Source organism: Bifidobacterium hominis, assembly GCF_040095915.1.
Taxonomy (GTDB): Bacteria; Actinomycetota; Actinomycetes; order Actinomycetales; family Bifidobacteriaceae; genus Bifidobacterium; species Bifidobacterium hominis.
The window spans coordinates 293,297-313,322 of record NZ_JBBMFR010000001.1 but is presented as its reverse complement, the minus strand read 5'-3'; the positions used below and the strand labels follow the sequence as shown (position 1 = coordinate 313,322).

Annotated in this window: 17 protein-coding genes; 1 reads left to right on the top strand and 16 read right to left on the bottom strand. The window is 56.5% G+C overall.

The window, feature by feature from the left end; genetic code table 11:
- Positions 1-74 precede the first annotated feature (74 nt).
- From ftsX to map, 8 genes are all read right to left on the bottom strand, one after another.
- Entirely contained in the window at positions 75-998 is a 924-nt protein-coding gene (gene ftsX / locus WMO36_RS01430) for a permease-like cell division protein FtsX (RefSeq protein ID WP_144090758.1), read from the bottom strand.
- Entirely contained in the window at positions 998-2,299 is a 1,302-nt protein-coding gene (gene ftsE, locus WMO36_RS01425; RefSeq protein ID WP_271724559.1) for a cell division ATP-binding protein FtsE, read from the bottom strand. The genes ftsX and ftsE overlap by 1 nt, the downstream gene beginning before the upstream one ends.
- 49 nt (positions 2,300-2,348) lie before the next feature.
- Positions 2,349-3,479 (bottom strand): peptide chain release factor 2, encoded by a 1,131-nt coding sequence (gene prfB, locus WMO36_RS01420; RefSeq protein WP_099570865.1) that lies wholly within the window; start codon positions 3,477-3,479, stop codon positions 2,349-2,351.
- Positions 3,480-3,660: 181 nt separating this feature from the next.
- Positions 3,661-3,792, bottom strand: a complete 132-nt coding sequence (locus WMO36_RS01415) for a hypothetical protein (protein ID WP_003835721.1) — start codon at positions 3,790-3,792, stop codon at positions 3,661-3,663.
- A 111-nt stretch (positions 3,793-3,903) separates the two neighbouring features.
- On the bottom strand, positions 3,904-4,383 hold the full coding sequence (gene rlmH / locus WMO36_RS01410; RefSeq protein WP_099570866.1) for a 23S rRNA (pseudouridine(1915)-N(3))-methyltransferase RlmH: 480 nt from the start codon (positions 4,381-4,383) through the stop codon (positions 3,904-3,906).
- A gap of 10 nt (positions 4,384-4,393) precedes the next feature.
- On the bottom strand, positions 4,394-5,383 hold the full coding sequence (gene dapD / locus WMO36_RS01405; RefSeq protein ID WP_271724558.1) for a 2,3,4,5-tetrahydropyridine-2,6-dicarboxylate N-succinyltransferase: 990 nt from the start codon (positions 5,381-5,383) through the stop codon (positions 4,394-4,396).
- A 110-nt stretch (positions 5,384-5,493) separates the two neighbouring features.
- Positions 5,494-6,786 (bottom strand): citrate synthase, encoded by a 1,293-nt coding sequence (locus tag WMO36_RS01400; protein WP_099570868.1) that lies wholly within the window; start codon positions 6,784-6,786, stop codon positions 5,494-5,496.
- A gap of 264 nt (positions 6,787-7,050) precedes the next feature.
- The gene (gene map, locus WMO36_RS01395; protein ID WP_099570869.1) at positions 7,051-7,830 is read right to left on the bottom strand and encodes a type I methionyl aminopeptidase; all 780 of its coding nucleotides are present in this window, start codon (positions 7,828-7,830) and stop codon (positions 7,051-7,053) included.
- 141 nt (positions 7,831-7,971) lie between these two features.
- Between map and WMO36_RS01390 the strand changes: the two genes are divergently transcribed.
- Positions 7,972-10,053, top strand: a complete 2,082-nt coding sequence (locus WMO36_RS01390; protein WP_349076521.1) for a M13 family metallopeptidase — start codon at positions 7,972-7,974, stop codon at positions 10,051-10,053.
- Positions 10,054-10,108: 55 nt separating this feature from the next.
- On the opposite strand, the gene WMO36_RS01385 is transcribed toward WMO36_RS01390, so the two are convergent.
- The 8 genes from WMO36_RS01385 to WMO36_RS01350 form a co-directional block, all read right to left on the bottom strand.
- Positions 10,109-10,645 carry a single-stranded DNA-binding protein gene (locus WMO36_RS01385; protein WP_144164840.1) on the bottom strand — a complete coding sequence of 179 codons (537 nt, stop codon included), beginning with the start codon at positions 10,643-10,645 and terminating at the stop codon, positions 10,109-10,111.
- A gap of 394 nt (positions 10,646-11,039) precedes the next feature.
- The gene (locus tag WMO36_RS01380) at positions 11,040-12,875 is read right to left on the bottom strand and encodes a proline--tRNA ligase (protein WP_099570872.1); all 1,836 of its coding nucleotides are present in this window, start codon (positions 12,873-12,875) and stop codon (positions 11,040-11,042) included.
- A 145-nt stretch (positions 12,876-13,020) separates the two neighbouring features.
- Positions 13,021-14,427: a PIF1 family DEAD/DEAH box helicase gene (locus WMO36_RS01375; protein ID WP_099570873.1), complete on the bottom strand. Its 1,407-nt coding sequence runs from the start codon at positions 14,425-14,427 to the stop codon at positions 13,021-13,023.
- A 53-nt stretch (positions 14,428-14,480) separates the two neighbouring features.
- Complete coding sequence (locus tag WMO36_RS01370) at positions 14,481-15,380, bottom strand: Cof-type HAD-IIB family hydrolase (protein WP_349076518.1); 900 nt, start codon at positions 15,378-15,380, stop codon at positions 14,481-14,483.
- A gap of 48 nt (positions 15,381-15,428) precedes the next feature.
- Complete coding sequence (gene orn / locus WMO36_RS01365) at positions 15,429-16,079, bottom strand: oligoribonuclease (protein WP_349076517.1); 651 nt, start codon at positions 16,077-16,079, stop codon at positions 15,429-15,431.
- Positions 16,080-16,414: 335 nt separating this feature from the next.
- Positions 16,415-17,959, bottom strand: a complete 1,545-nt coding sequence (guaB, locus tag WMO36_RS01360; RefSeq protein ID WP_003835694.1) for an IMP dehydrogenase — start codon at positions 17,957-17,959, stop codon at positions 16,415-16,417.
- A 124-nt stretch (positions 17,960-18,083) separates the two neighbouring features.
- A complete protein-coding gene (locus WMO36_RS01355) occupies positions 18,084-19,226 on the bottom strand; it encodes an MraY family glycosyltransferase (protein WP_099570876.1) in 1,143 nt (380 codons plus the stop codon).
- The gene (locus WMO36_RS01350) at positions 19,223-19,885 is read right to left on the bottom strand and encodes an L-threonylcarbamoyladenylate synthase (RefSeq protein ID WP_099570877.1); all 663 of its coding nucleotides are present in this window, start codon (positions 19,883-19,885) and stop codon (positions 19,223-19,225) included. The genes WMO36_RS01355 and WMO36_RS01350 overlap by 4 nt, the downstream gene beginning before the upstream one ends.
- Positions 19,886-20,026 lie beyond the last annotated feature (141 nt).

Genomic DNA, 20,026 nt, shown 5'->3' with positions numbered 1-20,026 from the left:
CATTGTTCCACACCATAGCATCTCATGCTTAAAATCCGCGACACGTACCGCCACCTGCCATTAAGCAATACCTATCAGGCCTTCAGATATCTATGCAGCGATACCGTGGATGCAACCACAGACAGCAATACCGCTCCAAGAACCAGAATCGGCGAAATCCAAAGTACTGTCATCTGATTCACATACGGAATCCATTTCACGGAAGTCGCAAGCCAATCAGTGACGAACACCTTCACCAATACCGAAAGCGTGGCGCAAGACAGCAGCGAACCCACCAACGACGCGACCACACCTTCCAGAACGAACGGCAATCTAATCGTCCAGTTCGAAGCACCCACCAAACGCATGATTTCCGTTTCGGTTTTGCGAGACGCCGCAGACATGCGAATCGTGGTGCCGGTCAGCATAATGGCAACAACCACCATCACCGCGGCCAATGCGGCGGTCGCAATGGTAGCGCGGTTCAGCACGGCAAAAACCGGCTCGAAAATCTGCCGTTGGTCACTGACGGTATCGACGCCTTCCTTGCCGGAAAGCACTTCGGAAACCACCTGGTATTTTTCAGGATTCTTGAGTTTGAGCCACAATGAATCCTGCATGTCATCGGCAGTAAGCGTACGCCCCTGATATTCGCCGTTCGGATATTGCTTGAGGAAGGTGTCGTTATAGAAATCTTCCTTGCTGACGAAGGTGATCTGCGAAACATCATCAGCAAGCTCATTGCGGATGGTTTGCTGCAAGTCGTTGATCTGTGCCTGCGTCGCGGCGGTTCCCGCAGTGCAGTTCACGGATTGGCTGGTGCCGTCGGGGCACATCCACACCACCACTTCGACCTTGGAATACCAATCGCCTTTGGCTTTGGTGATCTGCGCCTGGGTAAGCACCGACGCTCCGATGAAAAGGAATGAGATGAAGGTAACGAGCATCACCGAAAGCAGCATGGGCACGTTACGCTTGAGGCTGCTCCAGGTTTCGGAAAGAATGAAACGCAAACGCATCAGTCGTTCTCCTTGTTTTCGGACGTTTCATGCTGTTCGGCGGATTGTTCTGCGCAGTTCGCTTCGTCATCGTCAGTTGCCGCGGGAACGGCAGGAGGGGCCGGAGGCGCTGGCGGCACGGGAGGCATAGGCGGTGCCGGAGGCGCAGGAACCGTTGGCTCCGCCGGCTGCTCGTTTTCATCCGCGTTTCCTGCTTCGACACTTGTTTCAGACGAAACGATAGTGGCATCGGCATTGGATTCGCTCTGGGAAAGTGCAGACGAATCAGCTTGTTCCTGTTCGGCAAGTTCCTCGATCTTCAGCCCCTTGCCCCAGGTCAGCGTGGTCTCCACCGGGGCGAACGCCTCTCCGTAACGGCCGGTGCGACCGGAATGCACGGAATTGGCAAGTCGCGCAATGCCCGCATCTCCATTGCCACTGTGGATGGCAGCGGCTACTGCATCGACCGCATTCGCCGCGGTTTCGGCTCGCGTCGCACCTTCCACATCCACCGTCCCATCGGAAGCATCGGACACGACCAAACCGCTTGGCGCACGGTATTTCGCGTCGGCATCGCCACCATTCAGCGCCTGATGCGATTTGGATTCCACTTCGGCATCCGGGAAGTACAGTGCGGAATCGTAGGATCCCTGCTGCTCGTCACGCACGATTTTGCCGGTATGCAGTTCGACCACGCGCTTGCGCATGGAGTTGACGATTTCCTCATTATGTGTGGCCATGACGACGGTAGTGCCGGTGCGGTTGATGGCGTCAAGCACTTCCATAATGCCTAACGATGTGGTCGGATCAAGGTTTCCGGTAGGCTCATCGGCCAGCAGAATCTGTGGATGGTTCACATACGCTCGCGCGATGGCCACACGCTGCGCCTCACCGCCGGAAAGCTCATGCGGGTAGCTGTCCTCCTTGCCGGTGAGTCCAACCGTCTGCAGCACTTTTGGCACCAACGATTTGATGGTAGAACGGCTTGTGCCGATCACTTCAAGTGCGAACGCCACATTCTCCCACACCGTTTTGTTGTTCAACAGCTTGTAATCCTGGAAGATGAAGCCGATGGAACGACGATAATGAGGCACCTGCCGTGCGGGCAGGCGTCGCAAATCGTTGCCTGCGATGCGGATTTCGCCGTCCGTGGCCTCCTCTTCACGCAGCAACAGGCTCAGCAATGTGGTTTTGCCAGAACCCGATGCGCCTACGAGGAACACGAAATCCCCTCGATTGATGTCGAGATTGATATCATCCAACGCAGGCCTGGTGCCTTTTGGATACACCTTGCTCACATGTTCAAGCGAAATCAGCGCCATCGTCGCACCCCTCCACTATGTGCTGTTCTGATTACGGTAATCGCGGCTTTTAGGCTTCCGCTTCTTCCGCAGCCTCGCGACGCTGTTCATGACGCCAGCGGATACCAGCTTCGATGAACGCGTCGATGTCACCGTCGAACACGGCCTGGGTCTGCGAGGTCTCATAGCCAGTGCGCAGATCCTTGACCATCTGATACGGATGCAGCACGTAGGAGCGCATCTGATCACCCCAGCTGGCCTTGATGTCGCCGGCGAGTTCCTTCTTCTTCTTGGCTTCCTCTTCGTGGCGCAGCACCAACAGTCGGGACTGCAGCACGGCCATGGCCGCGGCACGATTCTGAATCTGCGAGCGCTCATCCTGCATGGTCACCACGATGCCGGTCGGAATGTGGGTGATGCGCACCGCGGAATACGTGGTGTTCACGCCCTGACCGCCAGGACCGGAAGAACAGTAGGTATCAACACGGATTTCGGAATCAGGAACGTCGATATGATCGGTCGCTTCGACAAGCGGCACCACTTCCACAGCTGCGAAGCTGGTCTGACGGCGGCCCTGGTTGTCGAATGGGGAGATGCGCACCAGACGGTGGGTGCCGCCTTCCACGCTCATGCGACCATACGCATAGGGGGCATCCACCTGGAAGGTGGCGGACTTGATGCCCGCCTCTTCCGCATAGGATGTATCCATGACCTTGGCCTTGTAGCCGTTGCGTTCCGCCCAACGCAGGTACATGCGCAACAGCATCTGTGCGAAGTCGGCCGCATCCACGCCGCCGGCACCGGAGCGAATGGTCACCACTGCGGAACGTTCGTCGTATTCGCCGTCAAGCAGGGTCTGGATTTCCATGTCAGCCAGATCGTTCTGAATGCTTTCGACTTCGGACCGCGCTTCCGCCAACGTGTCGGCGTCGTCTTCTTCCTGTCCCAATTCCACGAGCGTCTCGACGTCGTCGATACGCTGGATTGCGGAGGCGAGACGCTTCAGCTGGGACTGCACCGCGGAAAGCTTGCTGGTCACCTTCTGCGCGTTTTCAGGGTCATCCCACAGTCCCGGTTCGGCCGCCTGCACTTCAAGATCCTTGGCCTGTGCGGTCAGTCGGTCGACGTCAAGCGCCTTGGAAATCGATTCGTATTTGGCGCGTGCTTCGCCGATTGCTTGGGAAAAATCAAATTCTGCCATCGTTTACACCATACATTTCTTTATGCGTTCTTTATATTCTGTCATGGAGCCTCATACGGCTTTCGCACAATCCTCAATTTTCCGCATGCCCACATGCTCGCTCCCACCCTGCCGAACCGCGAACCAGTCTCGTTACGTATGGGAATGCAGACCCGGGGAGGATCGTACCAGACCAAGGGCGTCAAAGACCTGCGTAGATAGCAGGAATCACCAGACTCAGCAGCATCGCCGCGGCAATGACGATGCACACCGCTCGCACCAAAGTGCGGCGGCGGCGCTCTCGCTGCTCGCGTTCGCTTCTGTAGTCACTCATGGGGCACCAGTATAGGCAACACCTTCTACTTATCGACTTACGGCATTTTTGACGCAGTCTCGTATTTCATGCGCGGAAATCATGCACTAATCATTCGAAAACGTGAACGAATCATTTATGGTAGGGCTCTCCGGCATTGATTTTGTACGCACGATAGATCTGTTCCAACAAAATAACGCGCATTAACTGATGCGGGAACGTCATTTTGGAGAAGCTCAGCAGGTAGTCCGCCCGTTTCAAAATCGTTGGATCGAGTCCGAGCGAGCCGCCGATGATGAGTTGGATATGACTTGTGCCGTGCAGCCCGAGACCATCGATTTTCCGCGCAAGTTCCTCGCTGGTCAGCTGATGGCCTTCGATGGCGAGCGCGATGACGAACGCATCGTCACGTATATGCTTGGCGATGCGTTCGCCTTCCTTAGCTTTGATTTGCCGTTCAACTCCCTCACTGGCATGCTCAGGCGTTTTCTCGTCGGCCACTTCGACGATGTCAAGCTTGCAGTATCGGCTGAGTCGTTTCGAATATTCGGCGATGGCGTCGCGCAGATATTTTTCCTTGACTTTACCGACGGTGATAAGGGAGATTTTCATGGCTTGTTTTTTAGTTCTTGTGCAGTTTTTCGTTCAGTTCGATACCGGTCTTGCGATAGCGCGCTTCGATACGGCCGGACACCGAGTTGCGGATGAACAGAATGTTGTCTTTGCCGGAAAGGTCGGCACCCTTGACGGTCTCGAGCGGTTCTCCCGCTGCGACCTTGGCCTTGTCGTAGATGGTTACCTTGGTACCGGCGGTCACATACAGGCCGGCTTCAACCACGCAGTTGTCGCCGAGGGAGATGCCGATGCCCGCGTTCGCGCCGAGCAGCGAATGCTCGCCGATGGAGTTCTTGAGCTTGCCGCCACCGGACAGGGTGCCCATGATGGATGCGCCGCCGCCGATGTCGGAACCGTTGCCGACCACAACGCCTTGGGAGACTCGGCCTTCCACCATGGAAACGCCGAGCGTGCCAGCGTTAAAGTTCACGAAGCCGGCATGCATGACGGTGGTACCTTCGGAAAGGTGGGCGCCCAAACGCACGCGGTCGGCATCGCCGATACGCACGCCGGTCGGCACCACATAGTCGACCATGCGCGGGAACTTGTCGATCGACAGCACGTTCACGTCGGCCTTCGGCAAGCCCGGAGCGCTCTGGTTGGCAGCGGCCATCACATCGAGCTTGCGCAGAGCGAAATCCTCGACCGCGAACGGTCCATAGTTGGTCCACACCACATTGTTGAGGGCCGCGAAAATACCGTCCAGGTTCAGTGTGTTCGGCTTGGCCAGACGCATGCTCAGCAAGTGCAGACGCAGGTAGGCGTCGGCGGCATCTTCGATTGGCTCGTCAAGCTTCGATACGGTGAACACCGGAATGCGGCGTACGCCGCGCGCGTCCGCTCCCTCATGGGCGAGGTTGTCGAAATTGTGGTTCGGGCGGGCCACTTCCTCCGGCGCCTCACCAAGCTTCAATTCCGGATACCAAACATCCAGAGTATTGCCGGCCGCGTCCACGCTGGCCAGACCCCAACCCCACGCAGTGCGCTGATCGGTCATTCTTCGCTCCTTCACAATAGTGATTGCATTACTTGCACGTTTCCGTGCAATACTTTAGCCGCAGGGCTTGGCGAAAGGCATCACGATTCCATGAAACAGCGAAAAAGCAACTATCGACGGTCGATCGGAACATAATCGCGTTCGGTGTAACCGGTGTACACCTGACGGGGGCGACCGATCTTGGTGTTCGGATCGGCAAGCATCTCACGATATTGCGCAATCCAACCGGGAATGCGTCCCAATGCGAACAATGTGGTGAACATCGACGGATCGAACCCGATCGCACGGTAGATCAATCCCGTGTAGAAGTCGACATTCGGATACAGGTGACGAGACACGAAATACTCGTCATTCAGCGCGATCTTCTCCAATTCCGTGGCGACATCGAACAATGCACGCTCATCGGCAGGCAGTTTCAACGTATCCGCACGTTCCATGATCTTCTGCAGATACGTCTTGGCGATCGCCGCACGAGGATCATACGATTTATACACTCGGTGGCCAAGGCCGGAAATGCGCTGACCACTGGTTTTGGCGTCTTCCACGAATTCCTTGACGGTTTTACCCGAATCGCGAATGGCTTTGAGCTGACGCAGCACCGCCTCATTCGCACCGCCATGCAATGGGCCCGAAAGCGCGTTGATGCCTGCGGCGACCGCGGAATACAGGTTGGCGTGGGCGGAACCGGCGATACGCACCACGGACGTGGAGCAGTTCTGCTCATGATCGGCATGGATGATCAGCAGTCGGCCGAGCGCGTGCACGTACAGCGGATCGGAGTCGAACGGCTCGTACGGCACCGCGAAGCACATGCGCAGAAAATCGTCCACGTAACCGCGCGAATAATCCGGGTAAAGCATCGGCTCATCACGACGACGGCGGAAAATGTAGCTGACGATGGTTCGCGCCTTCGCCATGATAATGGTCGCGGCTTCATCAAGCTGGTCGGAATCGTTGATATCCGTAGTATCCGGGTAGAAGGTGGCGAGCGCGTTGACCGCGGACGCCATCACGCTCATCGGATGCGCAGTACGCGGGAAGGAGCCCATGAAGGTGCGGAAATCCTCCCCCACCATCGTACGATGGTTGATGTCGGAAATGAAACGGTCGTACTGCTCCCGATTCGGCAGTTCGCCGTGGCGCAACAGCCATGCGACCTCAAGGAAGTCGGATTGCTCGCACAGTTGCTCGATCGGGTATCCACGGTAGCGCAGAATCGAGTTCTTGCCGTCGATGTAGGTGATTTTCGATTCGCATTGCGCGGTCGTCAGAAATCCGGGGTCAAGCGTGACCCAGCCATCATTACGCAGCGTTGATACCACGATGCCGTCCGCGCCTGCCGTGGCTTCAACCACCGGCAGGGTGAAGTCTTTGGATTCCACACTCAGATTGGCTGTGGCCATGCTTGCACGCTCCTTAACCGTCACAATCGTTCGGAAGTATCGAACACTATATGGCATCCGCGTTTCCAAGCATGGTTTCGTCTCAAAATCAATCGATTGACATTCGATCCCTCATTCCCGTATAACGAATAATCAGTTTTCCCGTGCGAAATTACGCATATAAAAAGCCGATGTCTAGAATTGCAAAAGAATTCCAAACATCGGCTTCGCCTGATGATTTTCGTTAGTCCACTACGAAATCACAACGTTTTCGACAACCACTGATCACTTGTCGCGAACGGTGAGAATCACCGGGCCATTATCGGTAATGGCAATGGTGTGCTCGCTGTGCGCGCCACGGGAACCATCGGAGCTCTTCAGCGTCCAACCATCCTTCGGATCCTGGTAAATCTCGTCGGTGGTCTTGAGGAACCACGGTTCGATAGCGATGACCAGGCCCGAACGCAGCTTGTAGCCGTGGTGGGCGCGGCCATCGTTCGGCACGTGCGGATCGCCGTGCATGATACGGCCGACGCCGTGACCGCCGAATTCAAGGTTAATCGGATAACCGTATTCGCGGGCCACATCGCCGACGGCCGCGGAAACATCACCCAGACGGTTGCCCGGCTGTGCGGCGGCGATACCGGCTTCCAAAGCCTCTTCGGTGCACTTGATCAGACGTAGATCCTCAGGATCCTTATGCTCGCCTACCACAAAACTGATGGCGGAATCGGCAACCCAACCGTCGACGTTAATCGCCAGATCGAGGCTGACCAGATCGCCGTCTTTCAGGTTGTAGTCGAACGGAACGCCATGCAGCACCGCATCGTTCACGGAAATGCAAATGTAGTGTGCGAACGGGCCAGTGCCAAAATCCGGAGCGTAGTCGACGTAGCAGGATTCGGCTCCCTTGCGATCGACGATGCGCTTGTGCACGAATTCGTCGATTTCCAGCAGATTGGTACCAACTTTGGTGAATTCCTTGAGATCACGCAGAATACCGCCGACGAAACGGCCGGCCGGCTTCATCTCTTCGATCTCTTTCGGTGTTTTCAGTTCAATCATGCTTATAACCCTACTTCGTACGCCCTACAGTGCATGCGTTTCTTGCGATCAGGCAATCGCGTCTTGCATATGGAATTGCATAATGACGATTATTTGTTTCGGATACACTGTTTTGTCATCAAAGATGGATAGTGTGAAGTCATGAGTACCACTTTGAATTCGGGTATTGATCCGGCATCGTTCTCCGCCGTGACCGGCCCTGCGCAAGATCTGTTCCGCTATGTCAACGGCCCGTGGATCGACATGTATCGCCTTCCTGACGACCGTTCCCGTTATGGTTCGTTCGACAAGCTCGCCGAAGACGCCGAAAACCAGATTCGTGAGATTCTCGAGGACGATGACTGCCCTGCCGAGAAGTCCCACGCCCTGTATGCAAGCTTCCTTGACGTCGATGCCATCAACGCTTCCGGGCTCGCCGCCATCGAACGCCAGCTTGAGGCCGTTGATGCCGCTGCCAGCAAAACCGAACTCACCCGCGCTTTGGGCGCGATGAATCCGGCTGGCGGCCCTGACTTGATTGGCATTGCCGTATATGGCGATCCCGGCGCTCCCGAAACCAACATCATCCATGTTGAGCAGGCCGGTTTGGGTCTGCCCGATGAAGCGTATTACCGTGAAGACCACTATGCGCCGATTCGCGAAGCGTACGTCGATATGGTGGCCAAGCAGCTCAAGAACGCGAAGCTTGCCGCCGATAGCGAGCAAGCCGAAGCCGATGCCAAGCGTTTCCTCGATGTTGAGACGCGTATCGCCGCGAACCATTGGGACAATGTAGCCACCCGTGATTCGGTGAAGACCTATAATCCCACTGACTATGCGGAATTGAGCGGCATGCTCGCCGATTATGATTTCGACGCATGGATCGAATCTTGGCAGTCCGCATATGATCAGACTTCCGCAGCACAGGTGCAACCGCTTGATTTCCGCGGTGTTTTCAACCGTGTGGTGGTGCATGAGCCGAGCTTCCTCACCGGTCTTAACGCGTTCTGGAAGACCGCGGATCTTGATGATCTCAAGCTGTGGGCTCGCGTGCATGTGATCATCGGATCCACATTGGAGCTGCCGCACGAATTCGATGAGACGAATTTCGAATTCTATGGCAAGACGTTGTCTGGCCAGAAGCAGCAGCGTGTGCGCTGGAAGCGTGGCGTTTCGTTGGTCAACGGCATTTGCGGCGAGGATGTGGGCCGCGAATATGTGAAGAGGCACTTCCCCGAGTCGTCGAAGCAACGCATGGAACAGCTGGTCGGCAATCTGATCGACGCCTACCGCATGTCCATCTCCAGTTCTGCCTGGCTTGGCGAGGAAACCAAGCAGAAGGCGTTGGAGAAGCTCTCCAAGTTCGTGCCGAAGATCGGTTACACGAACCATTGGCGTGACTATTCCGCGCTTGACGTACATGAGGATGCCGGTTTCGCCGAGAACATGCGTGCCGCCAACCTGTATGAGACCGGCTACCAGTTGGCCAAGGTCGGCAAGAGCGTTGACAAGGACGAATGGCTGATGAACCCGCAGACGGTGAACGCCTACTATGAGCCGACCATGAACGTGATCGTGTTCCCGGCCGCCATTCTGCAGCCGCCGTTCTTCGATCCGAACGCCGAAGACGCCGCAAATTACGGTGGTATCGGCGCGGTGATCGGTCATGAGATCGGCCACGGTTTCGACGATCAGGGCGCCCAGTATGACGGCGACGGCAGGCTCAACGATTGGTGGACCGAAGAAGACAAAGCCAATTTCGAACAGCTCACGCAGAAGCTCATCGACCAGTACAACGCATTCGTACCGACTCAGCTTGCCGAAAAGTACGCCGATGATCCCACCCAGGCTCCGCATGTGAACGGCGCGCTGACCATCGGAGAGAACATCGGCGACTTAAGTGGCGTGAACATCGCACTCAAGGCGTACTCGTTCGCCCTTGACGAGACAGCCGGCCGTGAGAAGAACGGATCCATGGACGCAATTGAGGATTCGCTGGCTGAAGCGCCGCAAATCGACGGTTTCACCGGATTGCAGCGTTTCTTCCTCAGCTATGCATCCATCTGGCGCACCAAGAATCGTGACGAGCTGGCGGAGCAGTATCTGCAGATCGACCCGCATTCCCCCGCTGAATGCCGCACGAACGGCATCGCACGCAACGTTGATCTGTTCTACAAGGCGTTCGATGTGAAGCCTGAGGACGGCATGTGGCTTGATCCCGATCAGCGCGTGCGCATCTGGTAGCGAGCCGCATCATCAGTAGGCAATCGTCTCCAATCGTACAAGGCATTGATGCCTCCTAATGTATGTCGCCGCCGAATTCTTCGGAATCTCCCGAGAATTCGGCGGCTTCATCATCTTCGGGAACCACTATCTCAACCGGAGCCACGCTGCCATGTCTTGCGAACGGGTCAACTCCCACTTGAGGTTCCATGCCCTTCGTTTCCGGTTGGGCTTGGTCGTTTGGCTTGACGAACTTGCGCAACGTAGTGACGCCACGGTTGAGGTCATGTCCTGCCGCGCTGGCTTCCAGCACAATGCGCGACTGCGGTTTACCATTCATATCGGCCCATGTTTCCGTGGCAAGCGAACCCATTACAATAACCGGTTCGCCTTTCTTCAACGATTGGCAGATGTTTTCGGATAGATTCCGGTACGCTTTCACCGTGATCCACGTGGTGGGAAGATCTTTCCATTGCTGTGTGCGATTGTCGAAATACCGTCTGGTGCTTGCCATTCTGAACGAGCTGGCATGAGGCATGCCATCCTTGTTGAATTGCGTGGGATTGGCGCCCACATATCCGGTGATGGTGATGAGAGCTTGCTGTTGTGCCATGATCGGCCCTTTCTGTCGCTTTGGTAAATAAAGGGGCCGCGGAAAGCACCGATGAAGGTGCGAAAGCAACGTGCAGTCGGAGAAATGGGTTGCGAGAGAGGGGTTCTGCACGCCTTTCCGCTTCCTTGCGTTTCCGCGGTAGAACCACTATCACCGATTCGACCATACTGACACAAGCGCAACCGACAAATGTGGATAGAGGACGCCGTTTCGGGCGAGTCGTGGATAGTCGGTGGATAAATTTCACTTATCCACAGCAATGCACTGTCGATATGTGCATGTTTTCCGCAAAATCATGCTTCCGTCTATCTGTTTTCTAGATAAAAAAACGGAAGACTATGGAACATCCATAATCTCCCGTTTATATATGCTGAAATAATCGGAAAAAAGATTATTACCTCAGCAGTGCGGCGACACGGTCGGCGATCACCTGAGCGGCGTCGGCAACAGGCACGGCTTCGGCGTTCTCGCCATTGCGGTCACGCACTTCGATGGTGCCATTGTTGACAGTGTCACGGCCTGCGACGGCGACCAGCGGCACACCGATAAGCTCGGCATCCTTGAATTTGACGCCCGGGGAAACCTTCTTGCGGTCATCGAAGATCACTTCGATGCCCTTGGCTTCCAGCTCGGCGATCAGTTGCTCGGCGGCTTCGAATGCGGCCGCATCCTTGCCGGTGGCCACCACATGCACCTGGGCGGGAGCGATGATGGCCGGCCATGCCAAGCCCTTCTCGTCATGGTGGGTTTCGGCGATGCAAGCCATCACACGAGACACGCCAATGCCGTAGGAGCCCATCCACACCGGCACGGTCTTGCCGTTCTGGTCAAGCACCTTCAGGCCGAGCGCGTTGGAATACTTCAGACCGAGCTGGAACACCTGACCGATTTCCACACCGCGTTCGAAGCTCAGCGGGCCGGAACCGTCCGGGCTCATGTCGCCGTGGCGAACCTGCACGGCCTCCACCACGCCGTCGGCCTCAAAGTCACGGCCATACACGAGATCGTAGTAGTCAACACCGGCTTCATCAGCGCCGGTGAACCATGCGGAGCCGCGGGCGATATGCGCGTCGATAAGGTAACGCAACGCTTCGCCGGTTTCGTTGGCGTTTTCGGCCTTTTCACCGCCGCGAGCCTGCGGGCCAAACGCCATCGGGCCGATATAGCCCTTGACGAGTTCCGGATGCTTCTTCAGATCCTCGTCGGTGGCCTCTTCGATTTCAGCCGGAGTGAACTGCGCTTCAAGACGCTTCATGTCGACGGTACGATCGCCAGGCACGCCGACAACCACCAGTTCGCGCCACGGCTCGTCATGATCGTCATCCTGCGGATGCATCACGGCGATTACCACATTCTTCAGAATATCGGAAGCCTCCCACGCGCGGCCGTCGGAACGCGGATGGTTGGCGTTGGCGAATTCAACCATCTGATCGATGGTTTCAGCATTCGGCGTCGGACGCTTTTCAGCGGTCGGAGTGTTGCTGAAGTCGATGGCTTCCGGTTCCGGAGTGGTCAGCGCCTCAACATTCCAAGCCTTGCCGCTCGGAGACTGGGCGAAGGTGTCTTCGCCGATTTCCATCGGAGCAAGGAACTCTTCGGATTCGAAACCGCCCATCGGGCCGGCCATGGCGTGCACCGGCACATACTTCAAATCGAGACGGTTGAAAATACGCTCATAGGCGCCACGCTCGTCCATATACGCCTTGACAAGACCTTCCTTGTCGAGCGTGAAGGAGTAGGCGTCCTTCATGATGAATTCACGGCCACGGATCAGGCCTGCACGCGGACGGAATTCGTCACGATACTTGGTCTGAATCTGGTAGAGGGTAACCGGCAGATCCTTGTAGGAGGAGTACAGGTCCTTGACCAGCAAGGTGAACATTTCCTCATGGGTCGGTGCCAGCAGGTAGTCGGCCTCATGACGATCCTTCAAACGGAAGATGTTGTCGCCATACTCTTCCCAACGATGGGTGGCCTCATACGGCTCACGCGGCAGCAGACCGGAGAAGTGAACTTCCTGGGCGTCGATCGAAGCCATTTCCTCACGGATGATGTTTTCGATCTTGTTCAGAACATTCAGGCCCAGCGGCAGCCAGGTCCAAATACCCGGAGCGGCCTTGCGCAGGTAGCAGGCGCGCTGCAGAAGCTTATCCGATACGACATCTGCATCGGCGGGATCCTCACGCAGAGTGCGCAGGAACATGGTGGACATACGAAGTGCTTTAGTCATATGCCCAAAACTACTCAGGCAAGGGGACGTAAGCCCAATCCAGACACCCGTTCACCGATGTATGGCGATGCACGGACGGAACACAACAGTCATATCCGTCGAATCCCAAAAATCATCGTAAATGCCGAACAAGGCAATCGCCGCACTAGAACAGCGCATCCTGCGCGAACTCGTCATCGTCGGAGACTGCAGTCATCTGCTGGAACGCGGCGATGCCATCGTGAGCCAATGTATCGGACGCCTGTGCCGAGGAGAGACGCAACTCGCCGTCCAGGCGCACCGCATCGGGCGAAACCAAAAACATGCGTTCGTTCACACCGTCCAAATACAGGCCCTGCAGGCCTTCCACACGAGACAGCGCCACATACCCCATGCCGGGCGCGAAGGTGCGCCGCAAATCCATCACCGCACGGTCGAGCGTCATACCTTGCGATTTGTGGATGGTGATCGCCCACGCGCAGCGCAACGGCACTTGGTTGACGCTGGCGAGCACTGTGTCGCCGTCCATCATTTCCCAGCAATTCGGCTTCATGGTAACGATATTGCCGTTTTCAAATTCAACGATCGGCCATCCGCCCTTGTTTTCGGCGGCAAATCCGCGCACGGTGCCCAATGATCCGTTCACGAATTGGTGGTCGGTGTCGTTGCGTACGGCCATCACCGCGGCTCCGGTTTTGAGCTGCAAGCGTTCGGGGGCAAGCATGTTTTTCTTCAAACGTTCCACCAGATTGACCGGTCCTGCGGCTTCGGCGAAATATTCGTGCGGTTCCTCGTTGATTTCGAACAGGCGCATGTCGTTGAGCGTGTCCGCCTGCTTGTTGACGGGAAACAGATTGACGGCCTGCTGACCAGGTTCGGGGATTGCGCCCAGTCTGGTGAGGAGCACATTGCGATCGTCATCGTTCACGCAACCGTTGCGAATATCGGTCAATACGGTGAGCAGACTGCCGTCATCCTGACGATGCTGTTCGGTCAGGTAACAGATTGCGGGATTCAATTCCCGCCATACCAATGATTCGGTGACGAAACCATCTGGATTGAGTCCCGCTTTCGCATATCGTTCGCGGGAAGCCACGAATTCCGGGCTTGGCGTGACCAGATCGTGGTTGCGTCCACCCACACTCACTGGAGGAAGCTGGAAGAAATCGCCGGACAGCACCACTTGAAGCCCGCCGAACGGGCGTTGGTCACGTCGAATGATGCGGCACACCTGATCTACCATGTCGAACAGCCACGCATGCAGCATGGAAACCTCATCGATGATGAGAATGTCAGCGCCCTGCAGCTTACGTTTGCGTCGGGTACGTATGGTTTTGATCAGATTGTCGGTGAGCGCGTTGGCAAGTCCGACACCGCTCCATGAATGAATGGTCTGCCCGTTGATATGCGTGGCCGCGATACCGGTAGACGCCGTCACCGACACCGCAGCACCTTCGGCACGGGCCTGACGCACGAACTCATTGAGCACGTAAGTCTTGCCAGCACCCGGCGCACCCGTCAGAAAGACGCTCGCGCCACTTTGCAGAATCGCCAATGCCTCAGCCTGCCGCATGCCGCACCGCCTTTCCTGTTCAATCGACCATCAATTCCGAAAAAACGGCTTCCTTACGCAATCAGCTTGTCGACAACCTGAAGCACCCCGTGATCGGCATTGGATGGAGCCACAAAATGCGCTGCTTGCTTCAACGCGGGGTGCGCATTGCCCATGGCGAACGACCACTCCCCTGCCGAAAGCATCTGCAGATCGTTGAGATAATCGCCGAATACCGCCGTTTGGGCCGCAGTGATGCCAAGCACGCGCTGCAACGCTTCGACGCCCTGCTTCTTATTGGTTGTGGCATTCATGATGTCGACCCACAGTTTGCCGGAAACCACCACCTGATAATCGTTTTTCAGTGGCGTCAGCTTTTCCGCGGCCATTGTTTCGGCATCGTCGAAATCGAGAATCGCCAGTTTGAGTATGATGTCGCTTTCGCCGTTTGATGCGATTACATCTTCAAGCACGCTATGCAGATCGTCCACAATCTCCAGTGCCGCATAATATTTGCCGACTTCGTCAAGGAACGGCTTGTCCGTGCGCTGCACGTATGCCGTGCGCAGGCCACAAAGCACCAATCCCATATCGTATTCGCCAGCCGCGGCAGAAGCGTTCACCGTATCGATGGTCCAGCGGGTCACATCGGTATCGACGCCGTGCACTTCGGCGATATTACCGTCAATGGCCACGACATTGCCGTTTTCCGCGATATACGAAAGTTCGCCGCCGTCAAGCACCTGCGCCGCCTTATCGGCGAACATGGCACGCAAGGTAGCGTACTGGCGTCCGGACGCCGGCACGAATTCAACGCCTCGCGAGCGCAACCGGGCAAGCATCGGCCAGAAACCTTGAGGAATCTCGCTATGCTCATCAAGCAGGGTGCCGTCCATATCGGCAACCACCAAGCGAATGTCTTGCTGGATTTCGATGCTGGTCCAATCGGCTGCACTCACTGGAGTCCTTTCCATGTTTTCGTTGGAATATCAGGTTTTCCAACGATTGTGCGATATGCGGAATCAGTTGTTGTTCAAAATGCTGGTTGCCACGATCTGATCGGCGATCGCCTTGGCTTCGGCTGCGTCAGGACCGGGCGCCGCTGCCATGAACGCCTTACGGTAGTAACGCAGTTCATCCAAGGATTCGATGATGTCGGCGAGCGCGCGATGTCCACCGTTCTTCGGCGGACGGTTGCTGTATACGGCCGGATACCAGCGACGGGCAAGCTCTTTGAGCGTGCTCACGTCGATTACGCGGTAGTGCAGGCGTTCCATGAGGTTCGGCATGTAACGGTCGAGGAATTTTTTGTCTGATCCGATGGAGTTGCCTGCGAGCAGCGGCTTGACGCCGTCCGGGGTGAAGCGGGCCACGTATTCGGTGACTTTCCGTTCGGCCTCCTCGACGCTCAGGCCGTTCTCCCATTCGTTGATGAGTCCGGAACGGGTGTGCATGGCACGCACGAAATCGTTCATATTGGCCACGGCCGCATCGGAAGGCTTGATCACGAAATCGACGCCTTCGTCGAGCACGTTGAGGTCGAAGTCCGTCGGCACTACGGAAATCTCGCACAGTTCGTCGTGGAAGATGTCAAGACCAGTCATTTCGCAGTCGATCCAGATCAGGCGTGAATCCTTCGCCGTGTATGTTTCACCGTCATGTGCGTCAACCATCTTGCCTCGTTTCCTTTGCGTGTGCGCGTGCCGCTCAGCACGCTTCAGCTGAACATTCGAAGATACCGCGAGGTAGGGAGATTGGAAAACCACGCACTGGGAAGTCATGCTTGTTTTTCGCGATTTGCTTCGTATATCAATGCCGCTACTTGGCGATAAGGCGACGTTCGGTGGTACCACGCAGCACAAGTGAGGTGAACATGATGGAATACGGTTCGTCAAGCGGTTTTCTTATATAAATATTCGCGTTGCAGATATGAATAAAGCCTCTTACTTTCGGTCTTTTCCGAGAAGTAAGAGGCTTTTACCGATTATTGATTACCGGAATTCAGCAATCACTGGCGACCGGAGTAGTTCGGAGCTTCGGCGGTCATGACGATGTCGTGCGGATGGGATTCGCGCAAGCCAGCGTCGGTGATACGGATGAAACGGCCACGTTCCGGCATTTCGGCGATATTGTGGGCGCCAATGTAGAACATGGACTGATGCAGGCCGCCGATCATCTGGTACAGCACTGCGTTCAGCGGTCCGCGGTACGGAACTTCGCCTTCGACACCTTCCGGAACGACCTTGTCGTTGGAGGTGACATCGGCCTGGAAATAGCGATCCTTGGAGTAGGACTTCTTGCCGCGCGGAGCCATGGCGCCGAGGGAGCCCATGCCACGGTACAGCTTGTATTGCTTGCCATGCAGCAGCACCTTCTCGCCCGGAGCTTCCTCGCAGCCTGCGAGGGTGCCACCGAGCATGACGGTGGATGCGCCGGCCACCAGAGCCTTGGCGATGTCGCCGGAATAGTGAATGCCACCGTCGGCGATGCAAGGCACGCCAGCAGCACGGCAGGCCTGGGCGGCCTCGTACACGGCGGTGAGCTGCGGAACGCCGACACCGGCCACCACGCGGGTGGTGCAGATGGAGCCTGGGCCCACGCCAACCTTGACTGCGTCGACGCCGGCGTCAATCATGGCCTGAGCGCCCTGACGGGTGGCCACATTACCACCGATGATGTCAACGCCCTTGAACGCGGAATCGGACTTCAGGCGGCGGATCATGTCGAGAGCCAGCTTGGCCTCACCGTTGGCGGTGTCGACCACGAGCACGTCCACGCCGGCTTCCATCAGAGCGGAAGCACGGTTGTAGGCGTCGCCCAGGAAGCCGATGCCCGCGGCGACGCGCAGACGACCCTGCTCATCCTTGGTGGCGTCCGGGTACTGCTCGGTCTTCACGAAGTCCTTCACGGTGATCAAGCCGGTGAGGTGGCCTTCATCGTCGACCAGCGGCAGCTTTTCGACCTTGTACTTGGCCAGCAGGTCGTGGGCATCTTCCTTGGAGATGTTGGACGGACCGGTGATGAGGTTTTCGCGGGTCATGACCTCGGAAACCTTGAGGCGGTCGTAATCCTCGGATGCGATGAAACGCATGTCGCGGTTGGTGATGATGCCAACGAGCTTGTTGTCGTTGTCAACGACCGGCAGGCCGGAGATATGGAAACGGCCGCACAGCTTGTCGAGATCAGCCAGCGTCACATCCGGGCTGACAGTCAACGGATCGTTAATCATACCGGATTCGGAGCGCTTGACGATGTCGACCTGAGCGGCCTGGTCGTCGATAGAAAGATTGCGGTGCAGCACGCCGATGCCGCCATTACGAGCCATGGCGATGGCCATATCGGACTCGGTGACGGTGTCCATTGCGGCGGAAATCGCCGGGACCTTCATCGTGATGTTGCGGGTCAGATGGGTGGTCGTGTCCACTTCGGACGGAATGACATCCGTCTCGTTCGGCAGCAGCAGCACATCATCATAGGCGAGGCCAAGCTGTGCGAAAATCGGAGGAAGTGGAGCGTACGTGGAATCTGCATTCATATCAGGAATTGTAGCCATAGACCCACTATATGAACGTGGGCTGACTTACTGCGACACGGCAAAACCAACGTCAAACAAGGGTGTCGCAAAAGTCAACCAATACCGTCAGGCAAAGCGTTTAATCAGTTTTTTTACCGCGCTTCTACGACCGTACTGACGCATGCCTGCTGCCGTCCGCAGCATCCTCTTCCAGCATTTCAGGAATCCTATGCTTTAAATACGGATACATGGTGGCGACGGTCAATACCACAGCCGCAATCAGAAATCCGATAAGCACATACTGTGCTTTGAAAAACAACGTCATAATCGAACCGAAAGCGATCAGCGCTGCCCAACCCCACAGAATCAACACGGCCCCCTGCACAGAATGCCCGATACGCAACATGCGATGATGCAGGTGCATACGGTCCGGATGCATTGGCGACTGCCCCTTACGCAAGCGGCGCACAATCGCAAGACACATGTCGAGGATCGGCAGGAACAATACCAGAATCGGCAGCAGAATCGGCATGAACACCGGCAGATAGATGCTGGCATGAATGCTGGCGGGATCAAGACGACCGGTCATCACAATCGAAGCGCAGGTGATCAGATAGCCAAGCAGCATGGAACCGGAGTCCCCCATGAACAGCTTCGCCGGATGCCAGTTATGCAGCAGAAAGCCCACGCACATGCCAACCATGGCAATGTCGATCAGCGTCGCCATCGAAGCGTATGAGGGCGAATTGCGGGCGATGATGTACGAATAAATGGCGAACGCAATGCCGCCGATCGCCACAATGCCCGACGACAAGCCATCCAAACCATCCACGAAATTGACCGCATTGATGGACGCGACGATCAAAAACGCGGTGATGGCCATCGACAGGCTCGGCGATGCCGTCACCAACGAACCAAGCGGAAGTGAAATGATCTGCAAGCCGCCCCATGCCACAAACACGGAAATCAGCAACTGGCCGGCAAGTTTGAGCATCCAATCAAGATCCCACAAATCATCGGCCATGCCCAGCAGACTGATCATAACTGCGCCGGCGAGAATCACCCACGCCTGCTGCGATTGCGCAAACAATCCCTGAATGAACGGAATGCGGGATGCGAACAGCATCGACACGGTGAAGCCGATCAACATGCCCAAACCGCCCAGTCGCGGGGTTGGAATGGTGTGCACGTCTCTCGCGCGCACTTCGCCGACCGCGCCGATTTCAATGGCGATATGGCGAATCAGCGGCGTAATCAGATAGGTGACGCCACCAGCAATCGCAGCAATGAACAGGTAAATTCTCATACGCCCAAAGCACCGCCATTCAACGTCAAGGCCTTTCGGATAACCGGCTCGCGAATCACTCCCTCCCGAAGAATCGCAATGCCGTCACGCCCATGAGGATCAGCCGCCACAACTGTGGAAGCCACATGACCGGGGGTCGCTCCCCCATCCAAGTACAGATCCACAGCATCACCGAGCGCTGCGACGGCTTCCTGAACCGTCTGCGCGCTTTCCTCGCCAGAACGATTGGCGCTGGTGGCAGCCAGCGGACCTGTGGCACGAAGGATCCGCAAAGCGACCGCGGAATTAGGAATACGGACGCCTTGCGTGGCCCTGCCCGTTGACGGATCATGCCGCAAAGTGGCAAGTGAGCAATTGCTTTCCGCTTCCGCTATCGGCGAAAACGCACCCGGCATGAACATGGCCGCCAAACGATTAAGCGGCACCGGCAGCGTCAAATGCAGTTTCTCCAAGCTTTCGATGGACGGCAGCAACACCTGCAGCGATTTGTATTTCGGACGATTCTTGGCAGCGAACACCTTGCGAATCACTTCGATATTGCGCGGATCACAGGCTACTCCATACACAGTGTCCGTAGGAATGACCACCAATCCGCCATCATGGATGATTTCAACGGCCCGGGCAAGGGATTCGTCGTTTACTGTGCAAATCTCGCTCATGACACCTCCCTTTCCAATCAACTCACCTATTGTAAAGCATGGAACGCGGATGCGGTCGAATAAGGCGAATCGACGCGTGTGTTCGGCACGAAACGTCGCAAAATGGACCAATCACGACGCAATGAAAAAAAAACGACGATT

What these genes read in the sequence shown, in the direction of transcription:
- ftsX (WP_144090758.1), bottom strand. Translation starts at nt 998, where the DNA reads ATGCGTTTGCGTTTCATTCTTTCCGAAACCTGGAGCAGCCTCAAGCGT.
- ftsE (WP_271724559.1), bottom strand. Translation starts at nt 2,299, where the DNA reads ATGGCGCTGATTTCGCTTGAACATGTGAGCAAGGTGTATCCAAAAGGC.
- prfB (WP_099570865.1), bottom strand. Translation starts at nt 3,479, where the DNA reads ATGGCAGAATTTGATTTTTCCCAAGCAATCGGCGAAGCACGCGCCAAA.
- WMO36_RS01415 (WP_003835721.1), bottom strand. Translation starts at nt 3,792, where the DNA reads ATGAGTGACTACAGAAGCGAACGCGAGCAGCGAGAGCGCCGCCGCCGC.
- rlmH (WP_099570866.1), bottom strand. Translation starts at nt 4,383, where the DNA reads ATGAAAATCTCCCTTATCACCGTCGGTAAAGTCAAGGAAAAATATCTG.
- dapD (WP_271724558.1), bottom strand. Translation starts at nt 5,383, where the DNA reads ATGACCGATCAGCGCACTGCGTGGGGTTGGGGTCTGGCCAGCGTGGAC.
- WMO36_RS01400 (WP_099570868.1), bottom strand. Translation starts at nt 6,786, where the DNA reads ATGGCCACAGCCAATCTGAGTGTGGAATCCAAAGACTTCACCCTGCCG.
- map (WP_099570869.1), bottom strand. Translation starts at nt 7,830, where the DNA reads ATGATTGAACTGAAAACACCGAAAGAGATCGAAGAGATGAAGCCGGCC.
- WMO36_RS01390 (WP_349076521.1), top strand. Translation starts at nt 7,972, where the DNA reads ATGAGTACCACTTTGAATTCGGGTATTGATCCGGCATCGTTCTCCGCC.
- WMO36_RS01385 (WP_144164840.1), bottom strand. Translation starts at nt 10,645, where the DNA reads ATGGCACAACAGCAAGCTCTCATCACCATCACCGGATATGTGGGCGCC.
- WMO36_RS01380 (WP_099570872.1), bottom strand. Translation starts at nt 12,875, where the DNA reads ATGACTAAAGCACTTCGTATGTCCACCATGTTCCTGCGCACTCTGCGT.
- WMO36_RS01375 (WP_099570873.1), bottom strand. Translation starts at nt 14,427, where the DNA reads ATGCGGCAGGCTGAGGCATTGGCGATTCTGCAAAGTGGCGCGAGCGTC.
- WMO36_RS01370 (WP_349076518.1), bottom strand. Translation starts at nt 15,380, where the DNA reads ATGGAAAGGACTCCAGTGAGTGCAGCCGATTGGACCAGCATCGAAATC.
- orn (WP_349076517.1), bottom strand. Translation starts at nt 16,079, where the DNA reads ATGGTTGACGCACATGACGGTGAAACATACACGGCGAAGGATTCACGC.
- guaB (WP_003835694.1), bottom strand. Translation starts at nt 17,959, where the DNA reads ATGGCTACAATTCCTGATATGAATGCAGATTCCACGTACGCTCCACTT.
- WMO36_RS01355 (WP_099570876.1), bottom strand. Translation starts at nt 19,226, where the DNA reads ATGAGAATTTACCTGTTCATTGCTGCGATTGCTGGTGGCGTCACCTAT.
- WMO36_RS01350 (WP_099570877.1), bottom strand. Translation starts at nt 19,885, where the DNA reads ATGAGCGAGATTTGCACAGTAAACGACGAATCCCTTGCCCGGGCCGTT.